The organism is Bacillus sp. PPSBB_11, assembly GCF_038023285.1.
Classification (GTDB): Bacteria; Bacillota; Bacilli; order Bacillales; family Bacillaceae; genus Bacillus; species Bacillus altitudinis.
Window position 1 is genome coordinate 1743762 of sequence record NZ_CP150633.1, and the last position, 22099, is coordinate 1765860.

General features: G+C 42.5%; 21 protein-coding genes. 17 read left to right on the forward strand and 4 right to left on the reverse strand.

Annotated elements, in window-relative coordinates; translation table 11 throughout:
* Positions 1 to 99 precede the first annotated feature (99 nt).
* Positions 100 to 1161 (reverse strand): DUF4352 domain-containing protein, encoded by a 1062-nt coding sequence (locus V7L95_RS08735; protein WP_035390550.1) that lies wholly within the window; start codon positions 1159 to 1161, stop codon positions 100 to 102.
* Between the two features lie 539 nt (positions 1162 to 1700).
* Between V7L95_RS08735 and V7L95_RS08740 the strand changes: the two genes are divergently transcribed.
* Together V7L95_RS08740 and V7L95_RS08745 are read left to right on the forward strand one after the other, a co-directional pair.
* The gene (locus tag V7L95_RS08740) at positions 1701 to 2129 is read left to right on the forward strand and encodes a cell wall hydrolase (protein ID WP_008342138.1); all 429 of its coding nucleotides are present in this window, start codon (positions 1701 to 1703) and stop codon (positions 2127 to 2129) included.
* A gap of 111 nt (positions 2130 to 2240) precedes the next feature.
* Positions 2241 to 3020: a glucose 1-dehydrogenase gene (locus tag V7L95_RS08745; RefSeq protein ID WP_008342137.1), complete on the forward strand. Its 780-nt coding sequence runs from the start codon at positions 2241 to 2243 to the stop codon at positions 3018 to 3020.
* Between the two features lie 19 nt (positions 3021 to 3039).
* On the opposite strand, the gene V7L95_RS08750 is transcribed toward V7L95_RS08745, so the two are convergent.
* Both V7L95_RS08750 and V7L95_RS08755 read right to left on the reverse strand, forming a co-directional pair.
* On the reverse strand, positions 3040 to 4080 hold the full coding sequence (locus tag V7L95_RS08750; RefSeq protein WP_017358596.1) for an acyltransferase family protein: 1041 nt from the start codon (positions 4078 to 4080) through the stop codon (positions 3040 to 3042).
* Positions 4081 to 4292: 212 nt separating this feature from the next.
* Entirely contained in the window at positions 4293 to 5285 is a 993-nt protein-coding gene (locus V7L95_RS08755; protein WP_035703092.1) for an LLM class flavin-dependent oxidoreductase, read from the reverse strand.
* Positions 5286 to 5702: 417 nt separating this feature from the next.
* On the opposite strand from V7L95_RS08755, the gene V7L95_RS08760 reads away from it, so the two are divergent.
* From V7L95_RS08760 to V7L95_RS08830, 15 genes are all read left to right on the forward strand, one after another.
* On the forward strand, positions 5703 to 6305 hold the full coding sequence (locus tag V7L95_RS08760; RefSeq protein WP_017358594.1) for a TerD family protein: 603 nt from the start codon (positions 5703 to 5705) through the stop codon (positions 6303 to 6305).
* Positions 6306 to 6326: 21 nt separating this feature from the next.
* The gene (locus V7L95_RS08765; RefSeq protein WP_008342133.1) at positions 6327 to 6908 is read left to right on the forward strand and encodes a TerD family protein; all 582 of its coding nucleotides are present in this window, start codon (positions 6327 to 6329) and stop codon (positions 6906 to 6908) included.
* 41 nt (positions 6909 to 6949) lie between these two features.
* Positions 6950 to 7528, forward strand: coding sequence for a TerD family protein (locus V7L95_RS08770; RefSeq protein WP_007498343.1), 579 nt, complete (start codon positions 6950 to 6952; stop codon positions 7526 to 7528).
* Positions 7529 to 7668: 140 nt separating this feature from the next.
* Positions 7669 to 8448, forward strand: a complete 780-nt coding sequence (locus tag V7L95_RS08775; protein ID WP_008342130.1) for a TerC family protein — start codon at positions 7669 to 7671, stop codon at positions 8446 to 8448.
* Positions 8449 to 8530: 82 nt separating this feature from the next.
* Positions 8531 to 9724, forward strand: a complete 1194-nt coding sequence (locus tag V7L95_RS08780; RefSeq protein ID WP_340968882.1) for an HpcH/HpaI aldolase/citrate lyase family protein — start codon at positions 8531 to 8533, stop codon at positions 9722 to 9724.
* Positions 9708 to 11039, forward strand: a complete 1332-nt coding sequence (locus tag V7L95_RS08785; protein WP_098680981.1) for a phosphoribosyltransferase family protein — start codon at positions 9708 to 9710, stop codon at positions 11037 to 11039. The genes V7L95_RS08780 and V7L95_RS08785 overlap by 17 nt, the downstream gene beginning before the upstream one ends.
* Positions 11032 to 12141 (forward strand): cysteine protease StiP family protein, encoded by a 1110-nt coding sequence (locus tag V7L95_RS08790; protein ID WP_024719003.1) that lies wholly within the window; start codon positions 11032 to 11034, stop codon positions 12139 to 12141. The genes V7L95_RS08785 and V7L95_RS08790 overlap by 8 nt, the downstream gene beginning before the upstream one ends.
* Positions 12138 to 12953 (forward strand): HAD family hydrolase, encoded by an 816-nt coding sequence (locus V7L95_RS08795; RefSeq protein ID WP_340968884.1) that lies wholly within the window; start codon positions 12138 to 12140, stop codon positions 12951 to 12953. The genes V7L95_RS08790 and V7L95_RS08795 overlap by 4 nt, the downstream gene beginning before the upstream one ends.
* A 70-nt stretch (positions 12954 to 13023) precedes the next feature.
* Positions 13024 to 14640, forward strand: a complete 1617-nt coding sequence (locus V7L95_RS08800) for a YceG family protein (protein WP_025206694.1) — start codon at positions 13024 to 13026, stop codon at positions 14638 to 14640.
* 14 nt (positions 14641 to 14654) lie between these two features.
* A complete protein-coding gene (locus V7L95_RS08805; protein WP_025206695.1) occupies positions 14655 to 15749 on the forward strand; it encodes a toxic anion resistance protein in 1095 nt (364 codons plus the stop codon).
* 400 nt (positions 15750 to 16149) lie between these two features.
* Positions 16150 to 17415, forward strand: coding sequence for a glycine/proline betaine ABC transporter ATP-binding protein OpuAA (gene opuAA, locus V7L95_RS08810; RefSeq protein ID WP_017358586.1), 1266 nt, complete (start codon positions 16150 to 16152; stop codon positions 17413 to 17415).
* A gap of 10 nt (positions 17416 to 17425) precedes the next feature.
* Positions 17426 to 18271 carry a glycine/proline betaine ABC transporter permease subunit OpuAB gene (gene opuAB / locus V7L95_RS08815; protein ID WP_024718999.1) on the forward strand — a complete coding sequence of 282 codons (846 nt, stop codon included), beginning with the start codon at positions 17426 to 17428 and terminating at the stop codon, positions 18269 to 18271.
* Positions 18271 to 19152 carry a glycine betaine ABC transporter substrate-binding protein gene (locus tag V7L95_RS08820; protein WP_008342122.1) on the forward strand — a complete coding sequence of 294 codons (882 nt, stop codon included), beginning with the start codon at positions 18271 to 18273 and terminating at the stop codon, positions 19150 to 19152. Before opuAB ends, V7L95_RS08820 begins: the two co-directional genes overlap by 1 nt.
* A 39-nt stretch (positions 19153 to 19191) precedes the next feature.
* Complete coding sequence (locus V7L95_RS08825; RefSeq protein WP_017366559.1) at positions 19192 to 20067, forward strand: alpha/beta hydrolase; 876 nt, start codon at positions 19192 to 19194, stop codon at positions 20065 to 20067.
* Between the two features lie 85 nt (positions 20068 to 20152).
* Positions 20153 to 20875, forward strand: coding sequence for an SDR family oxidoreductase (locus V7L95_RS08830; RefSeq protein WP_007498314.1), 723 nt, complete (start codon positions 20153 to 20155; stop codon positions 20873 to 20875).
* A gap of 47 nt (positions 20876 to 20922) precedes the next feature.
* Here V7L95_RS08830 and V7L95_RS08835 read toward each other — a convergent pair whose 3' ends face one another.
* Positions 20923 to 22050: a M20 peptidase aminoacylase family protein gene (locus V7L95_RS08835; RefSeq protein ID WP_008342120.1), complete on the reverse strand. Its 1128-nt coding sequence runs from the start codon at positions 22048 to 22050 to the stop codon at positions 20923 to 20925.
* Between the last annotated feature and the right edge of the window lie 49 nt (positions 22051 to 22099).

Consider the following 22099-nt stretch of genomic DNA (forward strand, 5'->3'; position numbering starts at 1 on the left):
TGCATGCTTCCTTGTACGAGCTGTGACTGCCTGTTCAGCTCGATCTGGCGAAAATACTCCTCTGGATCAGACCAACCCCCGGGAAACGGGGGTTTTTCTTTAGTTCTTGATGAACTTTTCAACCAATGAGCTTGTTTTGTAGTCGTTCAAATCAAGTTTCCATTGGTCGATATCGTTTTTCTTCATGTTCACTTCTACTGTTTCTTCAGAAGATGATGGTCCTAATTTTTTAAATTCATCTGGATAGATAGAAAGTAGATATTTCTGTGCATCATCATAAGATGCTGTACGATTTTTGCTGTAGAATTCAGTTGCTTTTTCTTTTAAACGATCGACAAGCGGGCTTGCATCAATTGGTGTAAGTGTCACAGTCACGACAGCTTTATCACCGCTGATTGATTTTGTTTTCGTTGATACTTTTGATTTTTCAGCTAATGTTTCTTTCACAGCTTTTAGAAGCTTATCAAGGTTTTCGTCTTTTGCTGAGCTAGATGAAATACCAGAAGAAGAAATATAGCCTTGTTTGAATGATTTATCAAATTCGTTGACGACAGTTGATTTGTTATCACCTGTTAGTTTTTCGAAATCGTCATTTTTCTTACCAAAAATCATGACATCAATATAAGAAGAAAGGGCTTTTGCAGACGCTTGAAGTGTATCTGCCTTTTTCATCAAGTCTTTTCCTTTAATATCGAATTCTAGTGTTTTGTCATCTTTTTTCGATCCAGAACCAGGCTCTGTGTAGACAAGTTGATAGTCTTTTTCTTTATCAACTACATAGAAAAGACCACCTTTTGATACTTTACCTGCATTTAGAGAGCTTGAAGATAATACTTCGTTGTAGTCATCAGGAGAGATGGTAGACACCTGAGCGTCATCTTGGTAAAGCGTAAAGTTGCTTTTATCCACATTCAATGGTTCTTTGCTGATGTTTTTTACAGATACATTCACTTTTAGGACATATTGATCATCCTGAACAGATGTATCGTATTGAGGTGGTAAAGTGTACTCAGCACTTTCTACTTTTACTTCAGCTGCATCAAGGGATTTTTTTGTATCGCTTTCTTTCGCAGCAGTTTTGTCTTTTCCACCACTACAAGCAGCAGCGACAACAGTTACACACAAAATCAGAAGAAACAGGGATAATTTCTTTTTAAACATGAGATGTTTTCCTCCTCGGGTTTTATGGTGAATTTCATTGGAAAGCTTTAGTTCATATCATTCTTTTTGCACAAAAAGAAAAATACTGTATGTTTTTTACTGTAGAATGAAGCGAAAGTACTGTCAATACCTCAGTGCGTTCGAAAGGTTCATCCACTTCAAGTAGTAAAAATGACACTATGTTGAGAGGAGAAATGTGTATTTTATTGTTTGAAATCTCCTGTAAAAACTCAACATTTTATATTTTAAGGTTTTGAGTCGGATTATTGAATAGGTTCAAATGACTGTTTTTGAAGAAGATGTAGCAAATAGAAGGATTTTTATGACTTGTAAATGAGTCGTTAGTAATGAATATTTTTTCCTGTGATGTGTATGATCACTAGGTTTGTGTGTTGTTGACAGAGAGACACTTGTCCAGCGAAATGTTGAGGTATTTAGACAGGCTCTCGACACGGAATGTGTCTTTTCCCTTCAAAATGGCAGTCATCTACACAGAAACCCTACATAAAATAAAAGAGAAATGAATGGGAGGTGGATGTATGGCAGTGGTAAGAGCGACAAGCTCTGATATTGATTTAATGGCCAGACTGCTGAGAGCCGAAGCGGAAGGTGAAGGGAAACAAGGGATGCTGCTTGTAGGAAATGTAGGCATCAATCGTTTGCGTGCCAACTGTTCTGACTTTAAAGGGCTGCGTACGATTCCACAAATGATTTATCAGGAGCATGCGTTTGAGGCAGTCACGCATGGCTATTTTTATCAGCGAGCACGAGAAAGTGAAAAGACACTTGCACGGAGGAACATTAATGGTGAACGATTTTGGCCTGCGAAATTCAGCCTTTGGTATTTTAAACCGCCTGGAAATTGTCCATCCACTTGGTACAATCAGCCGTTTGTGGCAAGGTATAAGTCACATTGCTTTTACCAGCCCACAGCCGAAACATGTGAGAATGTTTATAACACCTTTTAGCTTGATGAACAGCACAATCCTTTGTATTCAAGAGGATTGTGTTTTTCTTTTTTTCAAAATGGGTAACCATTGTGTATCAACAAGATGAAGCACGTGATTGGAGGAAATGAAATGTATCAAGACTTAAAAGGGAAAACAGCCATTGTGACAGGTTCTTCTAAAGGCATAGGGCAAGCCATCGCCTTGAGATTTGGACAAGAACAAATGAACGTGGTTGTGAATTATAAAGGCGATGAAGAGGGTGCTGAAGAAACAGTACAAGCCATTCAGCAGCATGGAGGTAGGGCGGTGAAAGTACACGCAGATGTCTCCAAAGAGGAAGGAATTCAGGCGTTAATGGATGCCGCGCTGGAGAATTTTAACGCACTAGATGTGTTCGTCAATAATTCAGGATTTAATGGTGAAGAAGCAATGCCGCATGAAATGACGTTGGAACAATGGCAAAAGGTCATTGATGTGAATATCACAGGCTCATTTTTAGGAGCAAAGGCAGCGATTGCCTATATGATGGAACATGATGTGAAAGGATCCATCTTGAATATATCCAGTGTCCATCAAGAGATCCCGCGTCCGTTCAATGTTCATTACTCTACTTCTAAAGGAGGAATGAATATGATGACGAAGACGCTGGCTCTTGATTATGCCGAAGCGGGTATTCGGGTCAATGCGATTGCACCAGGTACGATGGCAACGGAATCAAATGACGACCTTCAAGATGAACAAAAAAAACAAAAGCAGCTTGAGAAAATTCCAATGAGAACGTTTGGCGATCCGAAAGAGATTGGGTCCGCCGCTGCATTTCTCGTATCGAAAGAAGCTGCCTATATTACAGGTACTACATTATTTGTTGATGGAGGAATGACACTTTATCCATCTCAATTAAATGAATAATAGAAAAACATCCGCCCCGTTAGCCGGCGGATGTTTTTTCTTTGTAGCGGTGTGCTGACTTTGCTGGTTTGCCGAGCAGCATAGGATACTTGCTCAAGAAAGAGATACATGGCACCATGAGCAGCAATGTACCGATCGTATAAAAGAGCGTCCAAGAAAGCTGCGCTGTATCAGAGATATTGATGCCTAGTCCGTAATAAACAAATGCCTTCATGATATCGATACCGGCAAATTGCAGGACGAGAATCACAATGGAATGACGTCCGAGATACGTCAATATCGTGGACGTTTTCAATTTGAAGCTTAAATAAATGACAGCAGCTGAACCGAGCAGTGCACAAGCATAAAAAATGAATAGATCTCCATAGTCATTGACCCGCATATCAATTCGTGAATTAAAGCTTTGCATATATGCAGTCAGTACAAGCAGACCTGTACATAACAGAAGGGTAGGATCTGTTTTTAATTCCACAAACCATTGTTTTGCTAAAAATCCGATTGAATAAAACACAACAGCCGTTAACGCAACGTTGGCATTCCAAGGGAGACTCTGGTTTAACAATAGCGTGGAAGCATATCCGGCTCCACCGCAAAGGACGGTCAGTAAAATCAATACAGCTGGTTTTCCTTTTGTCAGACGATGCATCAAGAAAAACAACATTTCCACTAAAAAGAGTGTCGTTAAAAACCAGATGGCTGGGTTATGTGTCAGTCTTGCTTCATCGGCATTTGAAATGAAAATTCCCGTAAATGGAACGAAGGGATCAATATCTGTTTGCCCTTTAAAGGCGAAAAATCGGGTCACCGTGAACCAGAAAACGTACGTAATAATGGAGAAATAGAGATAAGGTAAGAGCAAGCTTTTCGCTTTTTTCTGTATAAATGACATAGCAGGTTGTGAAGATGATCGAAACATCATACCTGATAGTAAAAAGAAGAGTGGCATATGAAAAGAGTATATAAATTGCTTGAATGAATCAGGAATGGGTACATGTGCCATAACGACGAGCAGAATGCCGATTCCTTTAGCCGCATCCACCCAGTCGAGTCGCTTATTCAAGGCCAGTCATCTCCTTCCTTCTCAGCATTGTAAACCGTTACTTCATATGTACCTCTACTATATAAAAGGTACACCTACAATGCGTTTACAGTTCGCTAACGATTAGAAGACACATTTGCGATCAGATGACAGAAGGAAGCGTTTTGACATCTCGATGTTACATTTCCCATTTTTTATGACAATGTAAAAAAGAAGCCAACGAAAGATTGGCTTCAAAATAGTTCTGCGATTCGTTCAAAGGAACGCTGCTTTTCCATTGGATCAAATGAATTGTTTAATATCATGATCTCGCCTGTTTGATAGCGGTCCATTAAGATTTGCAGCTGTTCTTTCACTGTTTGCTTTGAGCCAACAATCATTCGCTGGCGGTTTTGTAACACTTTTTTCTTTTCTTGCTCAGTGTAATGATAGTTCTCTGCTTCTTCTATAGAAGGAACGCGACTGTCCAGCCCTTTTTCAACCCGAAGCAGCCATAAATCTGTACTGGTGGAAATGCGGCTTGCTTCCTCGTCTGTGTCTGCGCAGATCACAAAGACAGCAAACATAGACTGAGGCTGACGTGAGAAAACGGATGGAGAAAAGTGTGACCGATACGCTTCAAAAGCTTGCCGGCCTCGTGCAGGATGAATAAAATGTCCGAAAATATAGTTGATTCCAAGTGATGCCGCCTGGATGGCACTGTTTTCCCCGAGTCCAAGCAGCCAGACTGGCGGATAAGAATCAACGAGCGGAGCCGCTTTCACTCCTGCATGCCGATGACCAGAAGGCAGGCTGTCAGATAAGTAAAAAAGAAGGTCCTCCAACTGGCGGTCAAATTGAGACAGTTCTTTCTTCACGCCGTCTGTCAAAGCGAGTCTCGTCCGTTCAATTCCGCCTGGGGATTTACCAACCCCGATCTCAATCCGCCCAGGGTAAAGGGCTTCAAGCTGGCGGGTGACTTCTGCTACTTTAAAAGGGCTGTACTGCGGGAGTAAAATCCCCCCAGAGCCTGTGCGCAATGTCGATGTGTGTGAAGCAATATGTGCCATTAATATTTCAGGCGCTGTACTCGCGAGTCCTCTCGTGCTGTGGTGTTCAGCAAACCAATACCGCTCATACCCCAGTGTTTCCGCAAGCTTGGCCAGCTCTGTCGTATGAACCAATGTTTCTTGTGCGGACTGGCCTTTAGGGATGGCGACTTGATCTAATATATGAAGTGATGGCATCATCAACACCCTTTCATCAATACGTTGAATTCTATTCATAAGTATAAAGAAAGTCATGAACGGAAGGAAATGAAAGGGTTTATCACAGCTATGTATGTGAATTTTCTATATCAACATATGAAGTGGAGGCGAGCTCTGTTTTTAAGCGAGAGGCTGTATAACGGGAACATTCGACAATGTTTCACATGAAACACTTCTTTTACGACATGAATCATTTTTGTCATGGATCTTTCTTTAAAAAAATATCATCATATTGAAACCTCTTTTATACATAGATCGTATATACTAGTAAATAGAAAAAAGAGTAAGAGGCTCCAATGTCATTTCATGAATTTTGTCGAATTTTCATGTATGATGATTTTAATAGGGTCCATCGCTTAATAAATAGATTTTTATTATGCTGGAGGAGTGATTGATTTGGCGATTACATTAGAAAAAGGTCAACGTATTGATTTAACAAAAGGAAAAGCAGGACTAACCAATATTCTAGTTGGACTTGGCTGGGACCCTGTGTCACAAGGCGGCGGTTTTCTTGGAAAGCTGTTTGGCGGCGGAGGCGGCGCTGATATTGATTGTGACGCTTCAGTGCTGATGCTGAAAAATGATAAGTTTGTTGAAAATAAAGATTTGATTTACTTTGGCAACTTGAAAAGCAAATGCGGCAGTGTTGAGCATACAGGTGACAACCTGACAGGTGAAGGAGACGGAGATGATGAACAAGTCCTCGTCAACTTAAGCAAGGTGCCAGGCAATGTGAATAAATTGGTGTTCGTTGTGAACATTTATGATGCACTTAGAAGAAACCAACACTTTGGTATGATTCAAAATGCTTACATCCGAATTGTTGACCGTTCAAACAATCAAGAATTAGTGAAATATAATTTGAAAGATGAATATGCAGGTAAAACATCATTAATCGTTGGAGAGCTTTATCGCCACGAGAATGAGTGGAAGTTTGCAGCTGTAGGAAATGGTACAAACGATGCGAAGCTTGCCGATATTACGAGAAACTACATTTAATTTAGAAGGGAGAGGTTCCTAGTGGGAATTTCTTTAGCGAAAGGTCAAAAAATTGATTTAACAAAAACGAATCCAGGTTTAACAAAAGTAGTCGTAGGTCTTGGCTGGGATGTAAACAAGTATGATGGCGGACATGACTTTGATCTAGACGCAAGCGTATTCCTGTTAGATGCAGCAGGGAAAGCAAACTCTCCATCTGACTTTGTCTTCTACAATCAAACAACTGGCGGTGGCGGAAGTATCGTACATACAGGCGATAACCGTACAGGTGAAGGAGACGGAGATGACGAGCAGGTCAATGTTGATCTTTCAACTGTACCAGCAAGTATTGAGAAAATCTCCTTCGTCATTACAATCCATGATGCAGAAGCACGCAGCCAAAACTTTGGACAGGTGTCTAACGCTTACGTCCGTATTTTAAATGCGGCATCAAATGAAGAGCTCATTCGCTATGATTTGGCAGAAGACTTTTCAATTGAAACAGCGATTATTGTAGGTGAATTATACCGTCATGGCGGAGAGTGGAAATTCTCAGCTGTTGGATCAGGCTATCAAGGCGGACTTGCCCGCATTGCAACAGACTTCGGCTTAGATATCGGGTAACGCCCGTTTTCATATTTTCAGGAGATAGGAGAGATACGAATATGGCGATTCAGCTTTCAAAAGGACAACGTGTCGATTTAACGAAAACCAATCCAGGGCTGACAAAAGTGATGATCGGACTTGGCTGGGATACGAATAAATATTCAGGCGGAGCCGAATTTGATTTGGACGCTTCGGCTTTCTTAGTAGATGCAAACAATCGTTGTCAACAAGACACAGACTTCGTGTTCTATAATAATCTGCAGCATCCAAGCGGTAGTGTTACTCATACCGGTGATAACCGTACGGGTGAAGGAGATGGAGATGACGAGCAAATTCTCGTTGATTTCTCGAAAATTCCTGCTAACATTGATCGTATCGGAATTACAGTGACGATTCATGATGCAGAGGCACGTAGCCAGAATTTTGGACAAGTCTCTAATGCATTTGTTCGTGTTGTAAATGAAGAGGGCGGGGAAGAATTGATTCGTTTTGATTTAGGGGAGGACTTCTCAATTGAAACAGCTGTCGTCGTATGCGAACTATACAGACACGGCAGCGATTGGAAGTTTAACGCAATCGGAAGCGGATTCTCTGGCGGACTTGCTGCTCTTTGTCAAAATTATGGGTTAGAAGTGTAAAGAGAAGAAACAACTTCATTCAAGAGGCGCTGCCAATGACTCATATGAGGGTATTTTCCAAAGTGAGAAAGAAACAGCGATCAAGAATAACAGCAGGCGAAAGCCTGCTGATGCTTCTACACTTATAGGAGGAAAACCAGTTGGACATTTTGAAACATATGTTGGACACGTATGCCTCGTTTTTTGATTGGCATATGTGGGCAGAGGTATTAACAGACCCTGTCTCTTGGGGGCTTATTGGGACCCTTGTCGTGCTTGAAGGTTTGTTGTCAGCGGATAACGCACTTGTATTAGCTGTTATGGTGAAACATTTACCTGAAAAGCAGCGTAAAAAGGCATTAACCTACGGATTAATTGGCGCTTATTTCTTCCGTTTTCTATTCATTGGCGTAGGGATGCTGCTTATTAAGTTTTGGTGGATTAAGGTTCTAGGCGCTGCATACTTAGCTTGGCTGGTCATTAAGCACTTCTGGTTAGGTGACGGAGATGACGAAGCGAAGGAATTGAAAAAAGAAGGCTGGATGATTCGTGTATTTGGCGTCTTCTGGGCAACTGTTATTTCTGTAGAAATTATGGACCTTGCCTTCTCGGTAGATAGTATTCTTGCTGCATTCGCTGTATCTGAGGAAGTATGGATTCTTCTTTTAGGTGGAATGCTTGGAATTCTCATGATGCGTACAGTGGCACAATTATTCCTTGTGCTCATCGACCGTATACCAGAGCTTGAGAATACGGCATTTATTCTCATTGGAATTATTGCCATCAAAATGGGCTTAAGTGCTGCTCATATTGAAATCCCGCATCTCGCATTCTTTGCGATTATTATCCTAGCGTTTATCGGAACGTTTATTGTTCATAAAATCAATAAGAAGAAGCATCAAGGTGTAACAAACGAAGCTGCGGCTTCAAAAGAAGAATAGGACGATCAAAAAGGAATGGAGTTGACTAGCGGCTCCATCCTTTTTTGAATCATCAAGTCATTACAACAGGAGGTGGCACTGCATGCGATATTTTCGTTTTTTATCAGAGACGAGGCAGCACGATATTTTTTTTAAGCGGCCGGCGGCAGTTCATTCATTGACGCCAAGGCATGTACTTGCGCATGCATTAGGTGCTACTTTGTATATGCCTGCGACAAGACAGGATGTAGCAGACATGCTGCTTTCGCAGAAATATGAAGCGCTTTGCTCTGTTGTGTTTTGCTTGGAGGACGCCATTGGTGATCAGGAAGTGGACATGGCTGAACAGAATATAGTGGCACAATTGACCTGCCTTTCTGAGACAATTCATCAATCTCCAGAAATGGCTGAGCATTTGCCGCTTTTATTTATTCGGGTTCGTTCGCCCAAACAGCTGCTCAAAATGGCAGATTTGCTCGGTTCCTCTCTTCATTTACTGACTGGTTTTGTGTTTCCAAAGTGCTCCGTTCACAATGCAAAGGAATATGTAGACAGTTTGAAACGAGCTTCAGCACAAACTCAGAAAACACTATACGGAATGCCCATTTTAGAAACACCAGATTTATTAGAAAAAGAAACGAGATATCAGGTGTTGTCTGAGTTAAAGCAGATCATGCTGAATGATGAGGAATATATTTTGAATATTCGCATTGGGGCAACGGATCTGTGTGGATTGTACGGCATTCGCCGTGATCGCGAGACCACCATTTATGAGATCAGAGTCATTGCTGAGTTGATCACAGATATCATCAATTATTTTGGTCGTTCATTTGTGATATCAGGAGCTGTATGTGAGCATTTTGGACCGGCACGAAAAGAACAAAATCCATTCATCCGTGCAATTTCTAAGAGTGGTGAGTCTTTATCATCTGAGCTCGATCATATGCAAGGTCTGCTCAAAGAGACAAGGCTGGATGTGGTAAACGGTATTCATGGCAAGACAGTCATCCATCCAACGCATCTCAAGCCAGTTCAAAGCATGTACGTTGTCACAAAGGAAGAGTACATGGATGCATTAAGTATTTTAGAGCATGCAGATGGTACAGTCGGCGTGATGAAGAGTACCTTTTCTAATAAAATGAACGAAACGAAGCCGCACTATCGCTGGGCGGAAAACATTTTAATGAAGTCAGACATTTACGGGGTGTTTCATGAAAATAGAAGCTATATCGACATACTCACAGAATCAGAAGCCGCATACGCTGAACATCTTGGAACATATGGAGGTGGAGCTTAACCTCAAAGAGGGTACGCTTCAGCTTGAAAAAGAACATCTTTTTGACATGGCGGCACGGGTGAACAAAAAGAGAGCCTTTTTATTTGTTAGCAAGGTGCTCGGGAAACATATGCCTGTTCACCCGTTGAAGCCACTCCTCGTCTCAGGTCTTTTGGCAATGGCTTATGCAAAAGAACAAACAGGCAAGACGCCCCCGCATCAAGACGATGTAGTAGAAGCACTAAAAACGAATGATCATGTTAAGTTAACTGAAGCCTATGCTGCGCTCAAAAAAGAGAAGCTTTCGGCGGTAAACGAGCCGATTGTGATCGGCTTTGCTGAAACGGCAACAGCGCTTGGTCATGGTGTGTATGACGTCATAGAAGGAGCATCTTACATTCATACGACACGTGAACAGCTGTTGGATCTTGATCCTTCACTCGTATTTGAAGAGGAACATTCTCATGCGACAGATCAGCTTTGCTACGCAGATGACGCCTTACTTCGGACGGATCGCCCGATTGTGCTAGTAGATGATGAGGTCACGACAGGCCGGACAAATATGAATATCATTCGGGATCTGCACGCAAAGCACCCTAGATCCTCTTATACGATTCTATCCATTTTAGATTGGAGAACAGAGGAGCATGAGGAAGCGATGCTTCAGCTTCAAGAGGAGCTAGGGGTAAATATCACATCATTATCTTTATTAAAAGGGCAGATGATGTTTCGGGGGACAACGCTGGATGAGCCTGCTTATTCGTATGAAATTGCTGCGCAAGAGAAAAGACCTGAACTCTCTTTTCATTCTCTTCAATCCTTCTTTAAGCAAGTGCCATATTCACTTTCCCATGCAGTCAATCCGGCGGGGCATTCGCCGTATATCCATGAAACAGGTCGTTTCGGTTTAAGCGCAGCGGACACGGACGCCATTGATCAAGCAGCTGCTGAGGCTGGGCTGAAGCTTCAGCGAGAACGAAAAGGAAAACAGACACTCTGCTTAGGGACAGGAGAATTGATGTATGTGCCGATGAGACTTGCAGCTCATATGGGCGAAGGTGTCCTTTTTCATTCGACGACAAGAAGTCCGATTCATCCGGTTGAAAAGGAAGGGTACGCCGTTCAAAACGGATTCGCATTTTTGAGTCCAGAGGATGCCCGCATTCAGCACTATGTGTACAATATCCCTAAAGATCAGTACGATGATGTCTTTTTGTTTTTTGAGAAAAAGGTGTCTCAAGAAGCTTTGATGCCGCTGATCCACTTATTTGCTGAGCGGCATGTGAAGCATGTGCATATTGTGACTTTATCAGATGAGGTGAAGGTGAATGGCTAACGTGTATACAAAGATGGGAAGCTATCCAGAGCAGGACGTAACCTTCTTACTCAAGGATTTATCGTCGATTGAGATGGAGAAAAGTACAGAAGAGCGGGAGCGCTCTATTCAAAGCGGTGCCCATTACTCAGAAATGCTGCCAATTGAATATAAGCCGACGGCATCTTATATGGACTTATTCTATCAATCTCTTGAAGAAAGTAAGCAAAAGGTAGCGGAAGCCGTAGCGGTTGTCGCAGAACAAATTGTGAAAAAGCGAGGTTTTCAAACCGTTCTGTGCAGCTTGGCACGGGCTGGGACACCAATCGGGGTGCTCATTAAACGGTATATCAGAAAGACGTATGGTCTCGATTTGCCGCATTATAGCATCTCTATTATTCGTGACCGTGGAATAGATGAAAATGCGCTACATTATATCCTCAAAGAACATCCAGGTTTTGAGATTGCCTTTATTGACGGCTGGACCGGAAAGGGTGCTATTTCCAAAGAGCTTCAAAAAGCGGTGCTTGATTTTGAACAGAAATATGGAATTCGTCTTTCGAGTGAGCTAGCTGTGCTTGCTGATCCTGGTTATTGTACGAGTGTTTACGGAACGAGAGAGGATTTCCTCATTCCAAGTGCCTGCTTGAATTCAACGGTCTCTGGTCTAGTTAGTCGAACGGTGCTAAACAACCGCTGGATCCATGCCGATGATTTCCATGGGGCCAAGTATTATGAAGAGCTCATTGATGAGGATGTCTCTAATCTGTACGTGAATACAATTGAAGAAGCATTTTCTGAACTTAATGCAAATGTACAAGAGAAAGCAGAGACCCTGCTCGCACAAGGAACGCCTCCTGACTGGCGGGGGATGACATCCATTGAAGCAATTGGTCAGGAGTTCAAAATAGACAATACACATTTGATTAAGCCGGGCGTCGGTGAGACGACCCGTGTGCTGCTCAGAAGAGTCCCTTGGAAAATACTCATTCAGCCTGGATCTCGGGAAAAGCTCAAGCACATTTTACTACTCGCAGAGGACAGAGGCGTGCCCGTCATTGAATATGCCAACATGTCCTACACATGCTGCGGGCTCATCCGCCCGTTGGAGCAATCGTCATGAAGAACATCGCATTTGCCAGTGATTTAGACCGGACACTGATATACTCACATCGAATGCTTGAGCAGTATGCATACAAGGGAGCATACGAATTAATTGAGGTGCTGGACGACCGGCCGCTTTCCTATATGTCTATTGAAACGAAAGCCTCCTTACAGGCAATTCATCAAGCAGGCTGGTTTATCCCAGTGACGACAAGAACGACAGCACAATTTGAACGAATCACTCTCTTTCAGCAAGAGATCAAACCAGAGTATGCCGTCACGACAAACGGCGGCTGTATCCTTCATCACGGTAAGCCGCTTGAGGAGTGGCAGGCGATTGTAGATGAGAGACTGCAAGAGTGTATGCCAGTGATAGATATGCTGCGGGCGATCTCTGAACTTCCGGTTGCCGCTTGGGTGAAACGTACTCGAACAGCTGAGGGAAGATTTCTTTATTTAATTATGAAAGACGAGTTTCTTTCTCATATTCCGCTCGCTGAATTAAGGCTGTGGAGTGAGGAGAGAGGCTGGCAAGTTTCCCTTCAAGGCCGAAAGCTGTATTTTATTCCAAAGCCGCTCAATAAGTGGGCTGCTGTTGCTTTTCTAAAAGAAAGGCTACACCTTGAATATGTTTATGGAGCGGGCGACTCCTTGTTAGATGCTGATCTCATACGTCAAGCAGATAAAGGCTTCGCTCCGAGTCATGGGGAAGTCTTAGATGCTGAGCTATCGTTTGAACCGACGACAGCCTCTGGCATGGCGGCGGCAGACGAAATCGCCGCTTCTGTCGCAAAGAAGATGAACACAGCAAAAAAGCCTTCGATTCGATAGCAGAAGTAGAAGGCTGAATGATATGATAGTAGTAGCTTTCGAGAAAATATAGGAGAAAGGGAGGAGCGGCGTGAGTTATAAAGAAATCAACGTAACCCAGACACGGGCGAAACAGGAAGCCTGGAAAAACCTGCTGAAAAAGCCGCTCCCTGAACGAGACGGCTACGTCAAGGACGAGCACACCTTATCCTTGCCGCGTCTCGCCGCCCGTGTCCTTGGAACTCCGCATGATGCAACCGATTATTTTATTTATTTACATGAATTATACGAAACTGACGGCATGCATATTTTAAGTGAAACCCTCAACCGTCATATTGAGCCGGAGCACTTTCAAGCGCTCCAGCGGATTCATATGATCAATCAGGAAGAAAAGGGATTGTCCGTGAATCGATTTGTGGCTTTCTTAGACGGTGAACAGCTCATTGTCCGTCATCCAAACCCAGTGATGAACCGGCATATTCGCCTTTCGTTAATTCAGGTGTTTGAACATTTCAAGCAGCTGCATGAAGGGGGATTCCAGCATCCTGATTTCCGCCGTGTGTTGCTAGATGTGGTGAAGTTTTCAAATAATCATCTAGGACAATGGCTGAAGGAAGGCAATATGGAAGAAAAAATGCCAGCTGTCATTTGGTATGGAGAGGCGAATAAAAGTCAGCTTTATTTTCTTTACTATGTCATGCTGATTGGCTGTGATGTGGTGCTGTTTCATCCAGAAGGCAAGGATCAATTTCGTGAATTAGATCCAGAAGAAAAGCTGACTTTTATTGATCAGTATCCAGGGACGTCAAAGCTTGAACCGTTCCCTACTGAAAAGCCTGAGAGGAAATCAACGGTGGCGTACCGTTCGACAAGAGAGCTTGAAGAGGTACTTCACACAGAAGATTCCATGCTGTATAAGCCATGGCAATTCAGAGATCATACCCCTCATTCTATTACGCTAAAGACAACGTATGATGAGCTATTTTTAATTGCGAAGGAACGGTCGTTTATCCGCCCGAATTTCAAAGCAGACCGTGACACCATACAGATTCCGAATCTTTTTGCGAAGATGATGGGGGTGACGAGAGACAAGCGAGAATATTGGGACCGTATCCACACGCTAATGGAGGGGAAAGAAACGAAAACGATTCGTCATTTCCCTTTCACACAAGAAGTGTCTTCGAATTATCAATTTCATTATCAGCATGCACTCTCTAAAGCAGGAGAGGTTGACCCTGATTTGGTAATGAAAAGCAATGTGTGGCAGTTCTCGCATTTATATGAGGGCACGCAGCGTGCGATCGCAGAGGCCATTTCTCGCATATGTCAGCATCCGAAGCTGTTAAAAGAAGGCCATGAGACCGAATTAGATGTGCGTATTTATTTATTCAAGCAGCTTTTGCATATGAACCAAGATGTAATTGAACTCATTCAAACCTTTGATTATGCCCAGACTGTACCGAAAGTGATTTTATACCATACGGAATATAATGGTGAGCTGACTCGTTCTGATGCGGCTGCCCTGATTTTCCTAAATGAAATGGGTGTGGATCTCTTCGTGTATCATCCCGCCGGCTATCAGTGTATAGAGCGGTATATAGACGATCAATTATTTGATACACATTGGCTTGATGAAATGGTCATGAACCAAGAGTTTAAAGAGCCGTCTATTGTGAGAAAGTTATTTCAATCCATTAAAAACCGATAAGGAGATCAAAGCTTATGACAAATACAAACGGAAATGACATCATTTCAATTGATAAAGAGGAAATCACGATTGAAAAGGCAGACGATATTCGCGTTCAGCTGCGCAATGAACCAGAAGTCCAAAACATTGCGAGACAGATTGATGCCAAAAATCAGCTTGAACTGCTTGAATACGGAAAACAGCCGGCTGTCGAAATCTCTAAGTTTTCTGACCGTATCCTCTCTATGATGCGTTCAACAAGTGTCACAGACTCAGGAACGATGCTTACACAGCTTGGAAAGATTATGGATCGTTTTGATAAAAATGATTTTGACGAGCCGAAGGGCGGTTTGTTATCAAAAATCTTTAAACGCGGCGGCAGCATGATCGAGAAGATTTTCAGCAAATATCAAACGCTCGGTGCAGAAATTGAAAAAATCAATGTGGAAATTAGTAAATACAAAGATGAAATGACCAAATCGACGGTCACGCTTGAAGAAATGTATGAGCATAACATTCAATACTATATGGAGCTTGAAAAGTATGTCGTCGCAGGGCAAATGAAGATCGAAGAATTAAAACAATTGGTTCCTTCTTATGAAGAAAAAGCGGCGGGGGGAAACCAGCTGGCACAAATGGAGCTAGATACGCTTCGTAATGGAATTCAAGCGCTTGAAGAGCGTGTATATGATCTTGATATGGCACGGATGGTGGCACTTCAAACGGCACCGCAAATCCGTTTGCTACAGCGTGGTAATACGAAATTAATCGGGAAAATTAACTCTGCCTTCATCATTACGATTCCAATTTTCAAAAATGGAATTATTCAAGCGGTGACAGTGAAGAGACAAAAGCTTGTGGCTGATTCCATGAGTGAACTGGACAGAAGAACGAATGAAATGCTGAAACGAAATGCTGAAAATATCTCAAGTCAAAGTGTTGAGATTGCTAAATTATCAGGTCGTCCAAGCATCGACATTGAAACGATCGAATCATCCTTTAATACGATTGTACAAGGGATGAAAGAGACGAAGCAGATTGAAGAAGAAAACAAACGATTACGTGAGGACGGAACAAAACGTATGCTTGAGCTTCAAGATAATATTAAGAAAGCTGCCCTAGAGTCCTAAAAAAACAGGCTGTCTGTAACGAAAGTTGCAGGCAGTTTTTTCATGAATTTGATTAAAATTTGAGAAAAAAGGTTTTTATGTGACCTTTTTCGGGTAAATCCTGTTCAGGGGCATGGTTCACCCATGAAAGAAAAAGGCCGCTATCACAAGGACTCGACTTATTTTTTAGCACAATAAGGAATTTCCAGTAAAATATTGTCTGGTGAGAGAAAATACCCCGTAAAATATGTAGTTTATGAAGCATTCTATAGGATTTACGAGTAATACGGCGTATAAACTGTAATCACCAGACCTCTATATGGAATTCATACATATTGTACGGAAATAAGCGAATTCTAAAGATTGTTCGCATCATAACGCTTATGTTACGGTTATAAAGATGCTAATTTGGAGGGAAAAAATGAATTCTGAAGAGAGAAAGATCAAAATCAAGATAAATAATGTATCTAAAATTTTCGGTAAAAATGCGAAAAAAGCATCTCAAATGCTTGAAAAAGGGAAGACAAAAAGAGAAATCCTAAAAGAGACCGGCGCAACAGTTGGTGTCAATCGAGCAAATTTTGATGTGTATGACGGCGAGATATTTGTCATCATGGGGCTATCAGGGAGCGGAAAGTCCACACTTGTGCGGCTGCTAAATAGGTTAATCGAACCAACCTCCGGCGAAATTTATATTGATGGGGATATGATAACAAATATGTCAAAGGATCAATTGCGTGAAGTTAGACGGAAAAAGATCAGCATGGTCTTCCAAAACTTCGCATTGTTCCCGCATCGTACCATTCTGGAGAATACAGAATACGGGCTTGAATTGCAAGGTGTAGAGAAAGAACAGCGCCGCTCTAAAGCGCTTGAATCTTTAAAGCTTGTTGGACTTGAAGGTTTTGAAGAGCAGTACCCAAATCAATTAAGTGGCGGTATGCAGCAGCGTGTTGGATTGGCACGTGCACTAGCTAATGACCCTGATATTTTGTTAATGGATGAAGCATTCAGCGCACTAGATCCATTAATTCGTAAAGACATGCAGGATGAATTGCTTGAGCTTCATACGTCTGTAGGAAAAACAATTATTTTCATCACGCATGATTTAGATGAAGCGCTTCGTATTGGCGACCGCATTGTCCTCATGAAAGACGGGAATATCGTTCAAATCGGAACACCAGAAGAAATTCTGATGAACCCATCGAACGAGTATGTTGAACGTTTCGTTGAAGATGTAGACCTTTCTAAAGTATTAACCGCTGGTCATATTATGAAACGTGCAGAAACAGTTCAGATTGATAAAGGGGCACGTGTTGCGCTCACGCTCATGAAGAACCTTGGTATTTCGTCTATCTATGCAGTAGATAAGAAAAAGCATTTATTAGGTGTTATTTCTGCACAAGCAGCGAAAAAAGCGGCAGAAACGGGTGCGTCGCTAGAAACTGTTCTTGATAAAGAATTTACGACAGTATTGGAATCAACGTATTTAACAGAGATCTTTGACGCGGTGTCTGATGCGAACATTCCAATTGCCGTTGTAGATGAGAAAAACAGAATGAAGGGTATTGTGGTCAGAGGTGCATTGATTGGTGCATTATCAGGTAATGATGAATATATCAACATGTCTTCTAACAAGCTAGAGGAAATTAAAGCACAAGAGCCTTCTGCACAGGAGGTAGAATAAGATGTTTAGTATGAGTGATTTACCTAGAATTCCGTTCGCGGATTATATCGATCAATTTGTTGACTGGTTAACATTAACCTTTGGTGGTTTCTTTGATGGCATCACAAATGGATTAGCTGGAACAGTAAATGGTATTGTAGCTGCACTTGGCGTCATTCCATCCATTATTTTAACGCTTATCTTTGCCGGCATTGCTTGGTGGATCAGTACAAGAGGAGTTGCTCTTTTCACACTTATTGGATTCTTACTGATCGACTATTTAGGCTACTGGCAGCCAATGCTGCAAACACTTGCGCTCGTTCTGACAGCTGTGGTCATTTCTATCGTGATCGGGGTTCCGATCGGTATTTGGGCATCACAGAAGGAAACAGTGCGTAAAATTGTCACACCTATTTTAGACTTAATGCAGACAATGCCTGCATTCGTTTATCTTTTACCAGCAATCTTCTTCTTTAACATCGGAGTAGTACCTGGCGTTGTGGCATCGGTTATTTTCTCTATGCCGCCAACGATTCGTATGACCATTCTCGGGATTAAACAAGTACCATCTGATTTAATTGAAGCAACAGAAGCTTTTGGTTCAACGACATTCCAGCGTTTGTTCAAAGTTCAGCTTCCACTTGCTACAAAAACCATCTTAGCTGGGATTAACCAAAGTATCATGCTTGCTCTATCCATGGTCGTCATTGCGGCAATGGTTGGTGCACCAGGACTTGGTTCGGAAGTATATAGTGCAGTAACGCAGCTGAAAACAGGGATTGGTTTTGAAGCTGGTATTGCCATTGTTATTGTAGCGATCACACTGGATCGTATTACACAAAACATTAAAACGAAAAAAACCAGGGGGAATGCTTAATGTGGAAAAAGTCTCTCTACATTGGGATGACCGCCCTGCTCGTCTTTTTACTAGCGGCTTGTGGTGCACAATCAGATTCAAATGCAAGTGCAGCACAGCAGGTCAATAAAACGATTATCGGGATTGATCCGGGTTCAGGTATTATGGCCTTAACCGATCAAGCGAAAAAGGATTACGGTTTAGAGGATTGGACGGTTGTATCTGCCTCAAGTGCAGCGATGACAGCGACATTGAAGAAATCGTATGACCGTAAAAAACCGATTATCATCACTGGCTGGAATCCTCACTGGATGTTTTCCCGCTACGATTTGAAATATTTAGATGATCCGAAAAAATCATATGGTGACGAAGAAGAAATTCACACCATTTCTCGTAAAGGATTTGCGAAGGATCAGCCGGAAGCAGCCAAAATGCTCAGTCAGTTTAAATGGTCTCAAGATGATATGGGTGAAGTGATGCTTGATATTCAGGATGGCGTCAAACCAAAGGATGCTGCAGTTAAATATGTGAAAAAGCATAAAGATCAAGTAGCGAAATGGACAAAAGGCGTGAAAAAGTCAAACGGTGACAAAATCAATCTTGCCTACGTTGCGTGGGATAGTGAGATTGCAAGTACCAATGTGGCCGCAGAGGTATTGCGTGAACTTGGCTTTAAAGTGACCTTGACTCAGGTTGAAGCGGGCCCAATGTGGACAGCAATTGCAACCGGAAGTGCTGATGCATCATTATCTGCATGGCTTCCAAATACGCATAAAACGTATGCAGCGAAGTTTAAAGGAAAATATGATGATCTCGGTACAAGTATGAAGGGTCTTCGCATGGGTCTCGTTGTTCCGACTTATATGAAAAACGTCAACTCGATCGAAGATTTGAAAAAATAGCCAATTGTATAACAGTTCCCTTATAATAGAAGGGAGCATATGGAAAAAGCAGTCTGCTCAAAAAGCGACTGCTTTTTCTTATATATAAGGATGGTGGATGAGTTGTCGATGGTGGAAAAACCAATGATGATTTTCCTGCACGGTGGAGGCGTAAGCAGCTGGATGTGGCAGGAGCATATGGAAATATTCAAGGAAACGTATGAATGCTATACCCCTGATTTTATTGGTCACGGGACAAGAGCAAATGAAACGTCGTTTTCCATGCGAGAAAGTGCTTATGAAATCATTTCATGGATAAAGGAGCATGCACATGGCCGTACAGTCATTCTAATTGGCTTCTCTCTAGGTGCACAGGTAGCCGTTGATGTGTTATCGAGAGAGCCAGACATCGCAGACATCGCCATCATCAATAGCGCCCTTGTGTTGCCATTACCATGGCTCTATTTGATGGTAAGGCCCATTTTACCTCTTACATATCCGTTATTAAAGAAAGATTGGTTCATCCAGCTGCAAGCAGAAAAGATGGGACTTCCAAACGATGTACTGGATCATTATGCAGCGGATTCCAAACAATTGCAGAAGAAGACGCTGCTTACGATGTTTCAAGAAAATCTTCATTACAAGCTCCCTGACACGTTTCAACAAGCAAAGGCACGGATTCTTGTGACAGTGGGAGAAAAGGAAAAGGGCATTATGACTAGGTCAGCAGAAAAGATCACGAATGCACACCCGAATGCAGCCGGGTTCATCGTTCCTGACATTGGACATACGTTTACTTTTGAAAAGAAAGAACTTTTTGTCGACATGATCAAAAGCTTTATAGAAGCGCGTGCGTTACCAGCGGAATTAAAGGAAATAAGGAAGCTAGGCCATTTAGAAAGTGAAGATGAGCATAAAAGGGGCAGGCATGTATAAGACATTGTATGATATAGGTATAAAACGCTTACAGATGAATGGGTGTATGGATGGAAGCTCGTAAGTGAGCCATGAAGGAGGAAGCATGAGTAAAAACTATATCATATTTGGTGCGAGTCAAGGATTAGGGGATGCCTTTGTAAAAGGTCTTCCTTCAAGTGGAGATACAGTATGGATTGTGTCACGAAGTGAACCAAGCAGTTTGAACATAGACGATGGGGTGCGTAGAATCTGGCTGAAGATCGATTTATCAAGCCAAACCCATATCCCTTTTATGCTCGAAGCATTGAAGGATCAGACAATTGATGTACTCATTTATAACGTAGGTTTATGGGAGAAACGCGGCTTTGAAGATGATTATTCTTTCGATCATGATCAACCGGAGGATATCGCTCATTTAATCAATGTGAACGTTACCTCAACGATTACCTACATTCAAGCTCTGCTTCCGCACGTAAGGACATCTGAGAATGGAAAGATCATCGTCATTGGTTCTACTGCGGGACTTGACCATACGAATTTGCCTCAGGTTTCTTTTGTTGCTTCTAAATTTGGGCTTCGTGGTATTGTGAACGCACTAAGAGAGCACGTAAGGAAAGATAAAATATCCGTTACCTGTATCAATCCAGGAGAGCTGGCGGCAGAAGTTCCGTACGAAGATGGCGCTGAAAAAGCCATTGCTCTGTATGATGAAACGAGAATACCTGTACAAGATATTGTCGAGCTGGCGAGATGTGTTATTCATCTATCCAGGGTGTCCTGTGTCAAAGAAATCAATGTCCCGGCAATGACAGATGTGAATGCGTAAAATAAAGGAGACCACCCGCTTCAGAAAAGACGGGTGGTTTTTTTATTTTACGATGAATGCTGTTGAAGTGTTTCGTATACAGCTTCCGTCAAAATCTCAATACCGGTAAAAATGGCAGAGCGGTCAAATGTCATATAAGGGTGGTGTAGCCCTGGTTTTAAATCACAGCCTAAACCGAGCATCGTCGATTTAATATGCGGAACCTTTGCTGCATAAAAATGAAAGTCCTCTCCGCCTGTCGTCACGATCGGTGGATCGAGCTGTTCTTTGCCTAGCACTTGCTCTATGGCATGTGACATGATCTCCACAGCTTCTTCATTTAATGTCGCAGCTGGAAGACGATGATCAGTTGAAAGTGTGATAGAGGCGCCAAAAGCATCCGCTACAGAATGGCATGCTCTTTCAATTTCCTTTTCTAATTCATCCATCACTTCATTTGTCTGTGCCCGAACGTCGAGTGTAAAAGAGGCCTTGCCAGGTATGATGTTGGAGCTGCCGCCGCCTGCATTTAAATTGGTCATTTTCACAGAATGGGCGACTCGTGGATCGACATGGATATGTGCCAGTCTCTGCACAAGCGTAGATGCAACTTCAATGACGTTGACCCCAAGATGCGGGCGTGCACCGTGAGCTTCCTCCCCTAGAATGGTCCCGACGTAATGATTACTTGATCCGTGCAAAATGGCAGGAGCGCAACGTCCGTTTAAGGTTTCTTGAATTGGGCGCACATGCACCCCGTATAAATAATCGACGTCAGCTAACACACCTTTTTCGATCATCTTTAAAGCGCCGCCGCCTCTTTCTTCGGCAGGCTGAAAAATGAATCGGATCGTGCCACTTGGAAGTTCTTTTTCTTTCAATGCCATGAATGTCCCAAGTGCCATCGTCATATGAGCATCGTGTCCGCATGAATGGTTGGCTTGAAATACGCCATCTACTTCCTGCCACAATGCGTCAATATCGGCTCTCACAGCGACTACTGGTGCGCCTTCCCCAATTTCACCGATCACCCCTGTACAGTCTTCAAATGTTCTCGTTTTACAGCCTGCTTTCTTTAATAGATCTTCAATATAAGCCGTCGTATTTGTCTCTTCCCAGCTGATTTCTGGATGGGCGTGCAGATGTTCAAAGATGTCTGTCACGGTTTGTTTCATCTCGTTTGTCAAAGTTGTCATGAGAAGCCTCCTTGCTGACAGATAATCTGCCAAAACATTCTTTTAGTGA

Excerpts from the sequence above, each read along its gene's own strand:
- V7L95_RS08785 (WP_098680981.1), top strand. The coding sequence starts at position 9,708 with ATGGAGGTGGAGCTTAACCTCAAAGAGGGTACGCTTCAGCTTGAAAAA.
- V7L95_RS08830 (WP_007498314.1), top strand. The coding sequence starts at position 20,153 with ATGAGTAAAAACTATATCATATTTGGTGCGAGTCAAGGATTAGGGGAT.
- V7L95_RS08770 (WP_007498343.1), top strand. The coding sequence starts at position 6,950 with ATGGCGATTCAGCTTTCAAAAGGACAACGTGTCGATTTAACGAAAACC.
- V7L95_RS08755 (WP_035703092.1), bottom strand. The coding sequence starts at position 5,285 with ATGCCATCACTTCATATATTAGATCAAGTCGCCATCCCTAAAGGCCAG.
- V7L95_RS08740 (WP_008342138.1), top strand. The coding sequence starts at position 1,701 with ATGGCAGTGGTAAGAGCGACAAGCTCTGATATTGATTTAATGGCCAGA.
- V7L95_RS08805 (WP_025206695.1), top strand. The coding sequence starts at position 14,655 with ATGACAAATACAAACGGAAATGACATCATTTCAATTGATAAAGAGGAA.
- V7L95_RS08735 (WP_035390550.1), bottom strand. The coding sequence starts at position 1,161 with ATGTTTAAAAAGAAATTATCCCTGTTTCTTCTGATTTTGTGTGTAACT.
- V7L95_RS08780 (WP_340968882.1), top strand. The coding sequence starts at position 8,531 with ATGCGATATTTTCGTTTTTTATCAGAGACGAGGCAGCACGATATTTTT.
- V7L95_RS08790 (WP_024719003.1), top strand. The coding sequence starts at position 11,032 with ATGGCTAACGTGTATACAAAGATGGGAAGCTATCCAGAGCAGGACGTA.
- V7L95_RS08745 (WP_008342137.1), top strand. The coding sequence starts at position 2,241 with ATGTATCAAGACTTAAAAGGGAAAACAGCCATTGTGACAGGTTCTTCT.
- V7L95_RS08825 (WP_017366559.1), top strand. The coding sequence starts at position 19,192 with ATGGAAAAAGCAGTCTGCTCAAAAAGCGACTGCTTTTTCTTATATATA.
- V7L95_RS08835 (WP_008342120.1), bottom strand. The coding sequence starts at position 22,050 with ATGACAACTTTGACAAACGAGATGAAACAAACCGTGACAGACATCTTT.
- opuAA (WP_017358586.1), top strand. The coding sequence starts at position 16,150 with ATGAATTCTGAAGAGAGAAAGATCAAAATCAAGATAAATAATGTATCT.
- V7L95_RS08795 (WP_340968884.1), top strand. The coding sequence starts at position 12,138 with ATGAAGAACATCGCATTTGCCAGTGATTTAGACCGGACACTGATATAC.
- V7L95_RS08820 (WP_008342122.1), top strand. The coding sequence starts at position 18,271 with ATGTGGAAAAAGTCTCTCTACATTGGGATGACCGCCCTGCTCGTCTTT.
- opuAB (WP_024718999.1), top strand. The coding sequence starts at position 17,426 with ATGAGTGATTTACCTAGAATTCCGTTCGCGGATTATATCGATCAATTT.